The organism is Mesorhizobium sp. M7A.F.Ca.US.006.04.2.1 (genome assembly GCF_004022915.1).
Lineage (GTDB): Bacteria > Pseudomonadota > Alphaproteobacteria > Rhizobiales > Rhizobiaceae > Mesorhizobium > Mesorhizobium ciceri.
In genome coordinates, this window is sequence record NZ_RZQA01000070.1 from 1 (window position 1) to 12793 (window position 12793).

The window sequence follows — 12793 nt, forward strand, 5'->3', positions numbered from 1 at the left end:
GATGATGACCGCCGGCCGGCCGGCGAGCGTGCCGATGACGCTGCCGTCATGGGCGGTCACCGGCAGCGGGCAGGACACGCCCTTGTAGGCGAGATGGCCCATCAGCCCGAGGAAAAACGGCAGATCCGCCTTCTCGACGCGTTTCTCATAGAGCGTCAGGATGTAGGAGCCGCTCGAGGTGTGCAGCAGGAAGTTCGAGTTCTCGGTGCCTTCGGCGATGCCCTTGTAGGACAGGAGATCGCCGACCGGATAGTGCTTCAGGAATGCGCCGAGTTCGCCTTCCGCGACGTCAGTGTAGACCGCCATGTGCCTTACGCGGCTCCATTGACGAAGGCCATGTCGGCCCGCGTCAGTTCGACATCGCGCAGTACCCGCATGACCGGAAAATCCTCCGTTTCCGTGGCCGTGATGGCCAGATCGATCGTGACATCGAAGCGCTGCCGGAACGCGTCGATGATCTCGTCGACGATGATTTCGGGCGCCGACGCGCCGGCCGACAGGCCGAGCGTCGAAATGTTGCCGATGTCATTCCACGGAATCTCGGCGGCGCGCTGCACGAGAAGCGACATGGTGGCGCCTGCACGCTCCGCCACTTCGACAAGTCGTCGCGAATTGGATGAATTCGGCGCGCCGACGATCAGGTAGAGATCGGCGCCCGGCGCGGTGTCCTTGACGGCTTCCTGGCGGTTGGTGGTGGCATAGCAGATCGATTCCGCCGCTGGCGCCTGCAGCGCCGGAAAGCGATCCTGCAAGGCGCGGATGATGCCGGCGGTGTCCTCGACCGACAATGTGGTCTGGGTGACGAAGCCTAGCGCCTGCGGATCGACGGGCGAGAGCTTTGCGGCATCGGCTTCGGTTTCGATCAGGGTCACCGCTCCGTCCGGGAGCTGGCCCATGGTGCCGATCACCTCGGGATGTCCGGCGTGACCAATCAACAGCACATGACGGCCGAGCCGCTGATGGCGCATCGCCTGCTTGTGGACCTTCGACACCAGCGGGCAAGTGGCATCGAGATAGAAAAGATTGCGCGCCTTCGCATCCGCCGGCACCGATTTCGGCACGCCATGCGCCGAGAACACGACGGGCGACTGCCGATGTTCGGCCGGGATCTCGGAGAGTTCCTCGATGAAGACGGCGCCAAGGCTTTGCAGCCCCTCGACGACGTAGCGGTTGTGCACGATTTCATGGCGGACGTAGACCGGCGCGCCATATTTCTTCAGCGCCAGCACGACGATCTGGATGGCACGGTCGACACCGGCGCAAAAACCGCGCGGCTGGCAGAGCCGGATCGTCAGAGGTGGTTTGGTGGTTGTCTGAAGCATTAAATCCGGGCCGGTTGATCAAAGCCGAAATGAGGTGCGCACCCCTGCCCTGTCAAGGGCATCGGTAGAAAGGGGGCGTCGCTCGCATTCATTCCTCTTTCGCGGGGCGGCGAAGCCGCAGGATGAGCACGGCGGCGAGCGCGGCGGCAAGCCCGTACCAGGTGACGGCATATTGCAGATGGCTGTTCGGCAGATCGATGATGGTGACGCCGCCAACCGGCAATCCGCCTGGATTTGGCGTCTTGTCTGCGTCGATGAAGATCGGCACCAGCGTGAACCCAGCCGGCAGGCCCGCGCTCGCCGCCATGACGTCGCGGTCCTTCCAGTAGAAGATGTTCTTCGCCACATCGTTGTCGGGCAGCATCATCGACGGCTTTGCTGGCAGGGGGTTGCGAGCGAGCCCCGTGACCGTCACTCTGCCGGTCACCTGTCCCTTGGCGCGCTTGGCGGCGTCCTTCAGATCGTAAGGCACGAAGCCGCGATTGATCAGGACGAAGCGGCCGTCGTCGAGCGCCAGCGGCGTGTAGACATTGAAGCCGGCATCACCCTCCCAGGTCGCGTAAAAATGCCGTTCGCCTTGATGCAGGAACGTCCCGGTGACGGCGACGGGCGTATAATCGACGTCCCCGGTGGCTGCGAATTCTTTCTCGACCTCGGCCAGCGGCCGCGGCGCTGAATGAGTGCGCTGGTCGATGGTCTGCAGAAGGCCTTCCTTCCAATAAAGGCGCTGCACCTGCCAGGTGCCGAGCGCCAGCAGGATCAGGAACAGCACAAGGCCTAGGGCGAGCAGCAATGCCGTCCTAGGCCGCGATCGGCCATCGGCTTTAACGGTTGCCTCGCTCATTCGCCGCGATCCAACCGGCCTTCGGCCGCCTTGTTGCGGTATTGCAGCGTCAGCAGCACGCCTTTGATCAGCCGCAGCGCCGCCAGGCACAGCACGACAGCCAGCGGAATCCAGACCAGCAGATGCAACCAGAGCGGCGGGCTAAGCGTGACTTCAACCCAGAGCGCCAGGCCGACGATAAGGAAGCCTATGATCAGGATGACGAACACCGCCGGCCCGTCGCCGGCATCGGCGTAGGAATAATCGAGGCCGCAATTGACGCAGCGCTTGCCGACAGTGAGGAAGCCGGAGAACAACCGCCCCTCGCCGCAGCGCGGGCAGCGGCCATGCAGGCCGGCCGAGATCGGATCGATCGGCGGCCAGATCGCTCTGTCTTCACTCATAGGAGCGTCGTCGCTCATTGCTTACCGCTCGATTTCGATCGGTGTGCCATCGGCCACCAGCGCCCAGATTTCGTCCATGTCGGAGTCCGTAACCGCAATGCAGCCGTCGGTCCAGTCGACCAATTGAAGCAGCCAGCCCCACCAGCCATAACCATTCGGCTGGCCGTGGATCATGATCATGCCGCCCGCGCCGACATTGCGCGCCTTGGCGGCGGCCTCATCGTCGGCATTGGGGTACGAAATATGGATCGATTTATGCGCGATGCTGTTCGGGTTGCGCCAGTCGAGGACATAGTTCCCCTCGGGCGTGCGTTGATCGCCCTCCTGGTGCTTGTGCCCGACGGGATCGCCGCCGAGCGCGATGCCGTAGTTTCGCAGGACCTTGCCGTCGCCGATCAGTTCCAGCCGGCGTTCGGCCTTGTGAACACGCACCAGGCCCACCTTCTCGCCGGCAAAGGCCGGGAGTGCCCCGATCATCAATGCGCAAATAGCCCGGAAGATTGTCAGTCGCATTGGCTATCGATCAGCGATCATTGCGCCAAAAAGAAGAAGGCGGCCACGTTGCCGCGGCCGCCTCCAGAAATGAAAATCCCTCAGGCCTGGATCAGTGGCCCTCGATCACCGCGCCGACCGATCCCCAGACGTAGATCGAGGCGAACAGGAACAGCCAGACCACGTCGACGAAGTGCCAGTACCAGGCGGCCGCCTCGAAGCCGAAATGCTGCTTGGGGGTGAAATCACCCTTCATCGCCCGGATCAGGCAGACCAACAGGAAGATGGTGCCGATGATGACGTGGAAACCGTGGAAGCCGGTCGCCATGAAGAAGGTGGCGCCATAGATGGAATCCTTGAAAGCGAACGGAGCGTGCATGTATTCGTAGGCCTGCACCATGGTGAACAGCATGCCGAGGCCGACGGTCAGCACCAGGCCGTTGATCAGCCCCTTGCGGTCGCCGTGAAGAAGCGAATGGTGCGCCCAGGTCACCGTGGTGCCCGACAGCAGCAGGATGACGGTGTTGTAGAGCGGCAAATGGAAGGGATCGAGAACCTCCATGCCCTTCGGCGGCCAGACGCCACCAGTAAATGTGGCGCGCGCGTAGTTCTGTGCCTCACCGGCAAAAAGGCTGGCATCGAAATAGGCCCAGAACCAGGCAACGAAGAACATCACCTCCGAGGCGATGAACATGATCATGCCATAGCGCAGGTGCAGCGACACGACCCGCGTATGATGACCCTCATGCGCTTCCTTGATCGTGTCCGACCACCAGGCGAACATGGTGTAGAGGACGATCACGAGGCCGATGAAGAACAGCCACGGATTGGCGATGTTGAAGCCGAAGATCGGGAACGACCCGCCCTTCAGATATTCCATCAGGGCGACACCGCCAAAGGCCATGACGAGCGCCCCTACCGAGCCTAGGAAAGGCCATGGGCTCGGGTCGACGAGATGATAGTCATGCTGTGGTTTTGCGTGCGCGTCTGCCATATCAACCCCCGAGATTTGCTTCGGTATTCGAAATTGTCTTGCTGTTGCCATCGGTCGGCGCCGAGGAGGCGACCGGCTTGGTCTTCTCGACCGGGAACATCGTGTAGGACAGCGTGATCGTCTTCACGTCCTTGAGCTCCGGCACATTGACGATGTCGGGGTCCACGTAGAACAGGACCGGCATGTCCAGCGTCTCGCCGGGCTTCAGCGTCGTGTCGGTGAAGCAGAAGCACTCGACCTTGTTGAAATAAGGTCCCGCCAGCTCAGGCTGCACGTTGAAGGTGGCGCGGCCGGTCACGGGACGATCGAACTTGTTGGTAGCCTGGTAGTGCGCCTGCACGGTCTCGCCGATCTTCATCGTCATCGAGCGCTGGACCGGCTGGAACTCCCATGGCACGCCGGCGACGTTGGCATCGAAGCGGACGGTGATCTCGCGGTCGAGCACGCGGCCGGCATACTGCTTCTCGGCACGTTGCGTCGTGCCGCCATAGCCGGTCGCCTGGCAAAACATCTTGTAGAGCGGCACCGCGGCATAGGCCATGCCGATCATGCCGGTGAAGAAGGCGAGGCAGACAGCCGCGACGATGACGTTGCTGTTCTTGCCCGCCGCTTTCCTGGACTTCTCGACGCTCATCACATCGTGCCCAGATTGTGGCCGAACTTCACGATCGTCGCGATGTAGAAAATGACCACCAGCAGCGCCAGCGCCACGCCGATGGCGATGGAACGGCTGCGCTGCGCCTTCTTCTGACGCTCGGTCAACGTGACGGTCTCGAGCTTTTCCTCGATCATGGTCATGCTCCACCCATGGCAAGCGCGCGTTCGACAACGCTGTCGGCCAGATAGGCAGAGAAGATGGCGAAGAGATAAAGCAGCGAATAGGCGAACAGGGCCTTGGCCGGTTGCATGACGCGGTCATCGTCGGCCATGCCAAGCACTTTCCACGCGTACCAGGCAAAACCGATCCCGAGCAGCAGGGCGGCCACGCCATAGAAGGGCGTGGTGTAGCCGAGCAGCCACGGCAGCACGCCTACCGGGGCCAGCACCAGGGCATAGGCGAAGATCTGGCGGCGGGTCGAAGCGTGGCCGGCGACGTTGGGCATCATCGGAATGCCGGCCTTGGCATAGTCCTCGGACTTGAACAGCGCCAGCGCCCAGAAATGCGGCGGCGTCCACAGGAAGATGATCAGGAACAAGACAACGCTTTCGAGGCTGACCGTCCCGGTCACCGCGGCCCAGCCGATCACGGGCGGAATGGCACCGGCGGCCCCGCCGATGACGATGTTCTGCGGCGTCCAGCGCTTCAGCCACATCGTGTAGACGACGGCGTAGAAGAAGATGGTGAAGGCCAGCAGCGTCGCCGCCAGCCAGTTGACCAGCACGCCGAGCGTCATCACCGACAGCACCGACAGCACCAGCCCGAAGGTCAGCGCTTCGTGCGGCTGGATGCGACCGGCCGGGACCGGGCGGCTGGCGGTCCTGGTCATCACGGCATCGATGTCGGCATCGTACCACATGTTGAGCGCGCCGGAGGCGCCAGCACCTATCGCAATAGCCAGGATGGCGATCACCGCCAGCAGAGGGTTGATGGTCACGGGGGCGGCGACCAGGCCGACAAAGGCGGTGAACACCACCAGCGACATGACGCGCGGCTTCAGCAGCGCGAAGAAATCGCCCGCCGTCGCTTCCGACATGCGAAAGCCCGCTTCGTCAATCAATGGGTCGTCGACAAGGGCCATGCGTACTTAAGTCCATCATCCGTTGGCCAAAACCGCCGGCGGACCGGCGGTTTCGTATTCGAGCGGGCAGCCGCCTTACTTGATCTTCGGCAGCTGTTCCCACTGGTGGAAGGGCGGCGGCGAAGGCAGCTGCCATTCGAGCGTCGTTGCGCCCTCGCCCCATGGGTTGGCGCCGGCGATCCGCTTCTTCTGGAAGGCCTCGAACACGCCATAGAGGAAGATCAGGACGCCGACGGCCGAGATGTAGGAGCCGATGGACGACACATAGTTCCAGCCGGCAAACGCATCGGGGTAGTCGATGGTGCGGCGCGGCATGCCGGCGAGACCGAGGAAGTGCTGCGGGAAGAAGATCAGGTTCACGCCGACGAAGGTGACCCAGAAGTGGGTGTTGGCGATGACGGGCGAATACATGTAGCCGGTCATCTTCGGGAACCAGTAGTACCAGCCGGCGAAGATGGCGAACACCGCGCCCAGCGACAGCACGTAGTGGAAGTGGGCGATGACGAAATAGGTGTCATGCAGCGAGCGGTCGAGGCCGGCATTGGCCAGCTGGACGCCGGTGACGCCGCCGATGGTGAACAGGAAGATGAAGCCCAGCGCCCACAGCATCGGCGTCTTGAACGAGATCGACCCGCCCCACATCGTCGCGATCCAGGAGAAGATCTTCACGCCTGTCGGCACCGCGATGACCATGGTGGCGAAGACGAAGTAGCGCTGCGTGTCGAGCGACAGGCCGGTCGTGTACATGTGGTGCGCCCAGACGATGAAGCCGACGGCGCCGATCGCCACCATGGCGTAGGCCATGCCGAGGTAACCGAACACCGGCTTCCTCGAGAAGGTCGAGATGACGTGGCTGATGATGCCGAAGCCCGGCAGGATCAGGATGTACACTTCAGGGTGACCGAAGAACCAGAACAGGTGCTGGAACAGGATCGGGTCGCCGCCGCCATCGGGCGCAAAGAAGGTGGTGCCGAAATTGCGGTCGGTGAGCAGCATGGTGATGCCGCCGGCCAGAACCGGCAATGACAGCAGGAGCAGGAAGGCGGTGATCAGCACCGACCAGGCAAACAGCGGCATCTTGTGCAGCGTCATGCCAGGCGCGCGCATGTTGAAGATGGTGGTGATGAAGTTGATGGCGCCGAGGATCGACGAGGCACCGGCAATGTGGATCGACAGGATCGCCAGATCCATGGCCGGCCCGGGCTGGCCCGAAGTCGACAATGGCGGATAAAGCGTCCAGCCGCCACCGACGCCATAGGCACCCGGTGCGCTCGGCATGAACATCGAGGTGAGCAGCAGGATGAAGGCCGGCGGCAGCAGCCAGAAGGAGATGTTGTTCATGCGCGGGAACGCCATGTCGGGCGCGCCGATCATGATCGGGACCATCCAGTTGGCGAAACCGCCGATCAGCGCCGGCATGACCATGAAGAAGATCATGATCAGGGCGTGCGCGGTGGCGAAGGCATTGTACATGCTCTTGCCGCCGTCGATCGCGGCGTCACCGTTCATGCCGTAGACCATCTGCGCCAGACCGCTGAAGATCTGGATGCCAGGCTCCTGCAGCTCCATGCGGATGGCGACCGACAAGGCGCCGCCGATGATGCCGGCCATGATCGCGAAGATCAGGTAGAGCGTGCCGATGTCCTTGTGGTTGGTCGAATAAACCCAGCGCACCCAGCCGTGATAAGGCTTGTGGTCGTGCCCGTCGTGAGCTGCAGCGTCTGCCATGTTCCGCTCCGTTCCCTAAATCTTGCTAACCCGCGGCATCAGTTGCCGGCGGCCGCTACCTTGTTCTGGCCGTCGACCTCGGCCATCAGCGTCTTGTTGGCGCCGGGCAGATCGGTCTTGGCTGCCGCCAGCCAGGTCTTGAACTGCGCATCGGAGACGACGCGGATGGCGATCGGCATGAAGGCATGGTCCTTGCCGCAGAGCTGCGAGCACTGGCCGTAAAAAATACCTTCCTTCTCCGCCTTGAACCAGGTCTCGTTGGTGCGACCCGGAACGGCGTCGATCTTGATGCCGAACGACGGCATGGCGAAGGAGTGGATCACGTCGGTCGCGGTGACGAGCACGCGGGTCATGGTGTTGACCGGCACGACCAGCTCGTTGTCGACGGCCAGCAGGCGCGGGTAGACCTTGCGGTCCTCCTTGCCGGCAGCGGCGCGTTCGGCGTCCTGGAGGATCGCGGAGTTGAAAGAGAGCGTGTTGTCGGTCTGGTACTCGTAGTCCCAGTTCCACTGGTTGCCGGTCGCCTTGACGGTCAGCTTTGCTTCTTCCGGCGGCGTGTATTGCGCGGTCAGCAACTGGAACGAGGGGATAGCGATGAGGAGCAGGATGACGACAGGTCCGATCGTCCAGATCAACTCGATCCACGTGTTGTGGCTGGTCTTGGACGGAACCGGGTTGGCGCTCGCGCGGAATCTGATGATGCAATAGGCGAGAAGAATCAGCACCAGGATGGTGATCGGGACGATGAACCACATCGTGTAGTTCCCGAACCACTCGATCTGCCGCATCATGTCGGTCGCCGGCGCCTGGAAGGTTGTCTCCCAGTTCTTGGGCTGGTCGGCATGGGCGGATGCGCCGGCGAAAAACGTGATAGCGGCACAAGCACTTAGAAACTTGGCACTTGCTGGAACCTTGGCGTTTGCCAGGAAATTTCTCATCGCCCTCATCGTCTCCCAGTTCCTCGCTGTGGTACCCACGAGAATAACGAACAATGCCGGGACGGGAATCCCGACAGTTTCAAGCTGGTTCAAACCATACTCTTTTTCCCTCCGCAAGAAAGGAGCGGACGAAACCGTGCGGCATTTTTGCGCGCAAGCCCGGATGTGCCTTTGGAGGCAGCCGCGGCAGCCCCGAATCGCCTACATTGAACCCACAGCGGCATTCCCGCGGGCCGCACGTGCCGAACGTCGCAATTCGGGCGAAATTGGCAGGGAAAAGCGCCGTATTGGCTTTTTCGGGGCAGACCTGGTGCGGTCTCGTCCTTTACTTGGCTTTGGCGCGGCTTAAAGTGCCGTGATTCGCAATGGAGCCGTCATGAATTACTGGCTTTCGAGAAACTCTCGGTTTTCGAGAAACTGGGCGAAGGTCATCTTTTTCGCCGCCCTGTCTGGCATCGGCTTGTCCGCGATCGTGTCCGGCACGGCGAACGCCGCGCAACCGAGCGGTACCGTTCGCTCGACGCATGGCGCATGGTCGATCATCTGCGACACGCCGGCCGGTGCCACCTCGGAACAATGCGTGATGATGCAGAACGTCGTCGCCGAGGACCGTCCGGAGATGGGACTGTCGGTCGTCGTGCTGCGCACCGCCGACAACAAGGCGGAGATCCTGCGCGTTCTGGCGCCGCTCGGCGTGCTTTTGCCCAACGGGCTTGGCCTCAATGTCGACGGCAAGGACATCGGTCGCGCCTATTTCGTGCGCTGTTTCCAGGACGGCTGCTATGCCGAGGTTATCCTCGAAAAGCCGCTTCTCGACACGCTGAAGACCGGCACGTCGGCCACCTTCATTGTCTTCCAGACCCCGGAAGAAGGCATCGGCATCCCGGTCGACCTCAAGGGTTTTGCCGACGGCTTCGCCGCCCTCCCCTGAAAGCCCGGCGACATCACCGGCTTCATCAACCAGAAGTGACGTCGACGGTCTGCTGGCAAACCGCTTTTGTCTTCACAATGCGGCTGAGCGATTGTCTCGGCGCACCTTCGCGCCTACATCGTGGCAAAGACCCATTCCTCCTGTGAACGGACGCGCCATGAACAGCCTGATCGGCCAATTCGACATTTCAGACGATCGCATCAAGCAGATCGTCGCCGAAACCATCAACGGCGCCGATGACGGCGAGCTGTTCCTCGAATACAGCGAGAGCGAAGCGCTGATGTTCGACAATGGCCGGCTGAAGACCGCCAACTTCAACACCGACCAAGGGTTTGGCCTGCGCGCGGTTGCCGGCGAAGCCAGCGGCTATGCCCATTCCAGCGATCTCTCCGAAGCTTCGCTGCTGCGCGCGGCCGATGCCGTTTCGACCGTCAAGGGCGGCTATTCCGGCACGCTTGCCGCCGCACCCGCCCGCACCAACCGCCATCTCTATGGCGAAGAGAACCCGATCCCCTCGCCCTCCTTCGAGGCCAAGGCAAAGCTCCTGCAGGAAATCGACGCCTGGCTGCGCGCCGAGGACCCACGCGTGCGGCAGGTTTCGGCATCGCTCGCCGCATCCTGGCAGCATGTCGAGATCGTGCGCGCCGACGGCCAAATGGTGCGCGACATCCGCCCGCTGGTCCGCGTCAACGTCTCCGTCGTTGTCGGCAATGGCGACCGCCAGGAGAGCGGCTCCTACGGCATGGGCGGCCGCAAGGCGTTTGGCGAATTCCTGGTCGAGGACAGTTGGAAGCACGCCGCCAAGGAGGCGCTCAGGCAAGCCCTGGTCAATCTCGAGGCGATACCGGCGCCGGCCGGCACTTTCGACATCGTCTTGTCCAGCGGCTGGCCGGGCGTCATGCTGCACGAGGCCGTCGGCCATGGGCTGGAAGGCGATTTCAACCGCAAGAAGACCTCGGCCTTCGCCGGACTGCTCGGCCAGCAGGTCGCCGCCAAGGGGGTGACCGTCGTCGACGACGGCACGATGCCCGAGCGGCGCGGCTCGCTGACAGTCGACGACGAAGGCACGCCTTCAGCCCGCAATGTGCTGATCGAGGACGGCAAGCTGGTCGGCTACATGCAGGATCGCCAGAACGCCCGGCTGATGGGCATGAAGGCAACCGGCAACGGCCGCCGCGAAGGCTACGCACACCAGCCGATGCCGCGCATGACCAACACCTATATGACGGCGGGCGACATGGAGCCGGACGAAATCATCGCCTCGGTCAAGAACGGCATCTATGCCGTCTCCTTCGGTGGCGGCCAGGTCGACATCACCTCGGGCAAATTCGTGTTCGGCTGCACCGAGGCCTACATGATCGAGAACGGCAAGGTGACGCAGCCGATCAAGGGCGCGATGCTGATAGGCAACGGTCCGGACGCCATGCATCGCGTCTCGATGATCGGCAACGACATGAAGCTCGACACCGGCATCGGCATGTGCGGCAAGGCCGGACAGGGCGTGCCGGTCGGCGTCGGCCAGCCGCATCTGCGCATGAACCAGATGACGGTGGGCGGCACGCGGGTCTGAGCGAACGGCCCAACTGGCCGGGCCGTTATGCCTTGCCGATAGACCGGCGCGAAGTCGTGTAGAGAATCAGGAAGGCGATGACGCCACCGATCGCATATTTGAACCAAGCACTCAGGTAGTCGACGGTCCCGTCATGGCCGGAGACATACAGCGCAGCTGCGACAAACGTCATGGCCGCGATGCCAAGTGCGTAGGACGGCAATAGCCCGGTTCGAGCGATCTTTCGCAAAATCCAGGCGACGAGCGCACCCGAGAGCGCCATATGAGAGCTGCGCCGGCGCTTACGGTTATGCGGCGCCTGACATCGCGCTGCGGACATTTGGCGGGCTCCCAACAGTAGAGGTCGCGACAGCGCGGTGGTGTCGTCCGCACTCGACCTCGCGAAGAAGGGAATGGATTTCGCAGATGCTCTGCATCTGGGGAAATCAGCTCATGGCGCTGGCTTTGCAACCTTTGATCGTAATTTCCTCAAGGCTGCAAAGACGGCGGGATATGACAGCTTGCAGGAAGCATGACAAAGGTCCGTCGCTGGCGCCCTGATGGTCGAGTCAGACCGAATGCGCCCGCTGATGCTTGCGTTTTCCAGTTTGAATTCCCCGGCTGCACCTTGAAGTAAACACAATCGGCATTAGGAAATTGTTAGGTGTTTAACTGCCTGGGCTGCCGTTTCCGCACGAACGCAGTGCCGGCCTTCTGGTTGCGGTGGTGTTGGCAATGCGGCGTTCCCCCGGCGTCCTGACCTCCTCTTTCCTGCTTGGCTTCGTTTCGTTGATTGGCGCGACATGGTTGCAAGCCAGTCCGGCGGCGGCACAGTCGACATTGTTCAAGTCGCGATCGACGCAATCTGCCGCAGTTGGTGGAAGCACCAGCGTCCCCTACGGTTGGGTCGATTTCTGCCATCGCCGGCCAAAGGAGTGCAAGGTGCCCGCTCTGCCGGCGGCGAATGTCAAGCTGACCGCGCAGAACCTACGCATCCTCAAGCGGATAAATCACAAGGCGAACAGCGCCATCAAACCCGTCAGCAATTTCGATCACTGGGGTACGATGGCGGATCACTGGGACTATCCGGTGGACGGCAAGGGCGACTGCAAGATCTACGCGCTCTACAAGCGCAAGCTTCTTCTGGCAGCGGGATTCCCCCGGCAAGCGTTGCTGATGACCGTGGTGCGCGACCTGGACAATGAAGGCCACACCATTCTGACGGTGAAAACCGACAAGGGCGATCTTGTCCTGGACAATCTGGTCAATGAGATCAGGCCCTGGAACGCGACGGGCTATTACTTCGTGAAACGCCAGTCGCAGCAGAACCCAAACACCTGGGTGTCGATCAACCAACGCGGCGGCACGTCGAAACGACTGTCGCCAAGTTCGTAGGGCCGAAGCCTCCAGGCTATCGCCGCTTCTTCGGCTTCTCCAGCAGTGCCACCGCTTCGACATGCGGCGACCACAGGAACTGGTCGATCGGCGTCACGCTCTTCAAGGCGTAGCCGCCGTCGATGAGGATGCGCAGGTCGCGAGCCAGCGTCACCGGATTGCAGGACACCGCAGCAACGTAGGGAACATCCGAGCGGGCGATCTGCTTCGACTGGTCCTCGGCGCCGGCGCGCGGCGGGTCGAACACCACACCGTCGAACGCATTCAACTCCTTGAACGTCAGCGGCCGGCGGAACAGGTCGCGGCGTTCGCCCGTCACCCGCTTCAAGCCGGTGGCGAAGCGCGATCCACGGTCGAGCGCTGAAAGCGCTGCCGCATCGCCTTCCACCGCATGGACTTCCGACTTCGCGGCCAGGCGCAGAGCAAAGCTACCGCAACCGGCGAAAAGATCCGCCACCTTCTTGGCACGCTTCAGATG

Annotated in this window: 16 protein-coding genes and 1 pseudogene; 4 read left to right on the forward strand and 13 right to left on the reverse strand. The window is 62.4% G+C overall.

Features of this window, described 5'->3' with window-relative positions; translation table 11 throughout:
- The 11 genes from EN925_RS06155 to coxB form a co-directional block, all read right to left on the reverse strand.
- Positions 1-306: phosphotransferase (locus tag EN925_RS06155; protein WP_164894146.1), on the reverse strand; the 306-nt coding region annotated here is incomplete at its 3' end.
- A gap of 5 nt (positions 307-311) precedes the next feature.
- Complete coding sequence (ispH, locus tag EN925_RS06160; protein WP_013532771.1) at positions 312-1322, reverse strand: 4-hydroxy-3-methylbut-2-enyl diphosphate reductase; 1011 nt, start codon at positions 1320-1322, stop codon at positions 312-314.
- An 88-nt stretch (positions 1323-1410) separates the two neighbouring features.
- Entirely contained in the window at positions 1411-2166 is a 756-nt protein-coding gene (locus tag EN925_RS06165; protein WP_164766140.1) for an SURF1 family protein, read from the reverse strand.
- A complete protein-coding gene (locus tag EN925_RS06170) occupies positions 2163-2549 on the reverse strand; it encodes a DUF983 domain-containing protein (protein WP_024503617.1) in 387 nt (128 codons plus the stop codon). The genes EN925_RS06165 and EN925_RS06170 overlap by 4 nt, the downstream gene beginning before the upstream one ends.
- A 21-nt stretch (positions 2550-2570) precedes the next feature.
- A complete protein-coding gene (locus tag EN925_RS06175; RefSeq protein ID WP_245268567.1) occupies positions 2571-3026 on the reverse strand; it encodes a L,D-transpeptidase family protein in 456 nt (151 codons plus the stop codon).
- Positions 3027-3153: 127 nt separating this feature from the next.
- A complete protein-coding gene (locus EN925_RS06180; protein ID WP_024503615.1) occupies positions 3154-4035 on the reverse strand; it encodes a cytochrome c oxidase subunit 3 in 882 nt (293 codons plus the stop codon).
- A gap of 1 nt (position 4036) precedes the next feature.
- On the reverse strand, positions 4037-4669 hold the full coding sequence (locus tag EN925_RS06185; RefSeq protein WP_127369542.1) for a cytochrome c oxidase assembly protein: 633 nt from the start codon (positions 4667-4669) through the stop codon (positions 4037-4039).
- On the reverse strand, positions 4669-4827 hold the full coding sequence (locus EN925_RS06190; RefSeq protein WP_013532777.1) for a hypothetical protein: 159 nt from the start codon (positions 4825-4827) through the stop codon (positions 4669-4671). Before EN925_RS06190 ends, EN925_RS06185 begins: the two co-directional genes overlap by 1 nt.
- A 2-nt stretch (positions 4828-4829) precedes the next feature.
- Complete coding sequence (locus EN925_RS06195) at positions 4830-5774, reverse strand: heme o synthase (protein ID WP_128336412.1); 945 nt, start codon at positions 5772-5774, stop codon at positions 4830-4832.
- A gap of 75 nt (positions 5775-5849) precedes the next feature.
- On the reverse strand, positions 5850-7502 hold the full coding sequence (ctaD, locus tag EN925_RS06200) for a cytochrome c oxidase subunit I (RefSeq protein ID WP_013532779.1): 1653 nt from the start codon (positions 7500-7502) through the stop codon (positions 5850-5852).
- A gap of 38 nt (positions 7503-7540) precedes the next feature.
- A complete protein-coding gene (gene coxB, locus EN925_RS06205) occupies positions 7541-8557 on the reverse strand; it encodes a cytochrome c oxidase subunit II (RefSeq protein ID WP_032809847.1) in 1017 nt (338 codons plus the stop codon).
- A gap of 259 nt (positions 8558-8816) precedes the next feature.
- On the opposite strand from coxB, the gene EN925_RS06210 reads away from it, so the two are divergent.
- On the forward strand, positions 8817-9371 hold the full coding sequence (locus EN925_RS06210; RefSeq protein WP_013532781.1) for an invasion associated locus B family protein: 555 nt from the start codon (positions 8817-8819) through the stop codon (positions 9369-9371).
- Between the two features lie 157 nt (positions 9372-9528).
- Positions 9529-10941, forward strand: a complete 1413-nt coding sequence (gene tldD, locus EN925_RS06215; protein WP_024503610.1) for a metalloprotease TldD — start codon at positions 9529-9531, stop codon at positions 10939-10941.
- 25 nt (positions 10942-10966) lie between these two features.
- Here tldD and EN925_RS06220 read toward each other — a convergent pair whose 3' ends face one another.
- Positions 10967-11260, reverse strand: coding sequence for a hypothetical protein (locus EN925_RS06220; RefSeq protein WP_245460953.1), 294 nt, complete (start codon positions 11258-11260; stop codon positions 10967-10969).
- Positions 11261-11333: 73 nt separating this feature from the next.
- On the opposite strand from EN925_RS06220, the gene EN925_RS41455 reads away from it, so the two are divergent.
- Entirely contained in the window at positions 11334-11456 is a 123-nt protein-coding gene (locus tag EN925_RS41455; protein WP_281039798.1) for a hypothetical protein, read from the forward strand.
- A gap of 199 nt (positions 11457-11655) precedes the next feature.
- A complete protein-coding gene (locus EN925_RS06230; RefSeq protein ID WP_164766139.1) occupies positions 11656-12315 on the forward strand; it encodes a transglutaminase-like cysteine peptidase in 660 nt (219 codons plus the stop codon).
- A 16-nt stretch (positions 12316-12331) separates the two neighbouring features.
- Here EN925_RS06230 and EN925_RS06235 read toward each other — a convergent pair.
- A pseudogene (locus tag EN925_RS06235) lies at positions 12332-12793 on the reverse strand (class I SAM-dependent RNA methyltransferase); the annotation flags it as partial.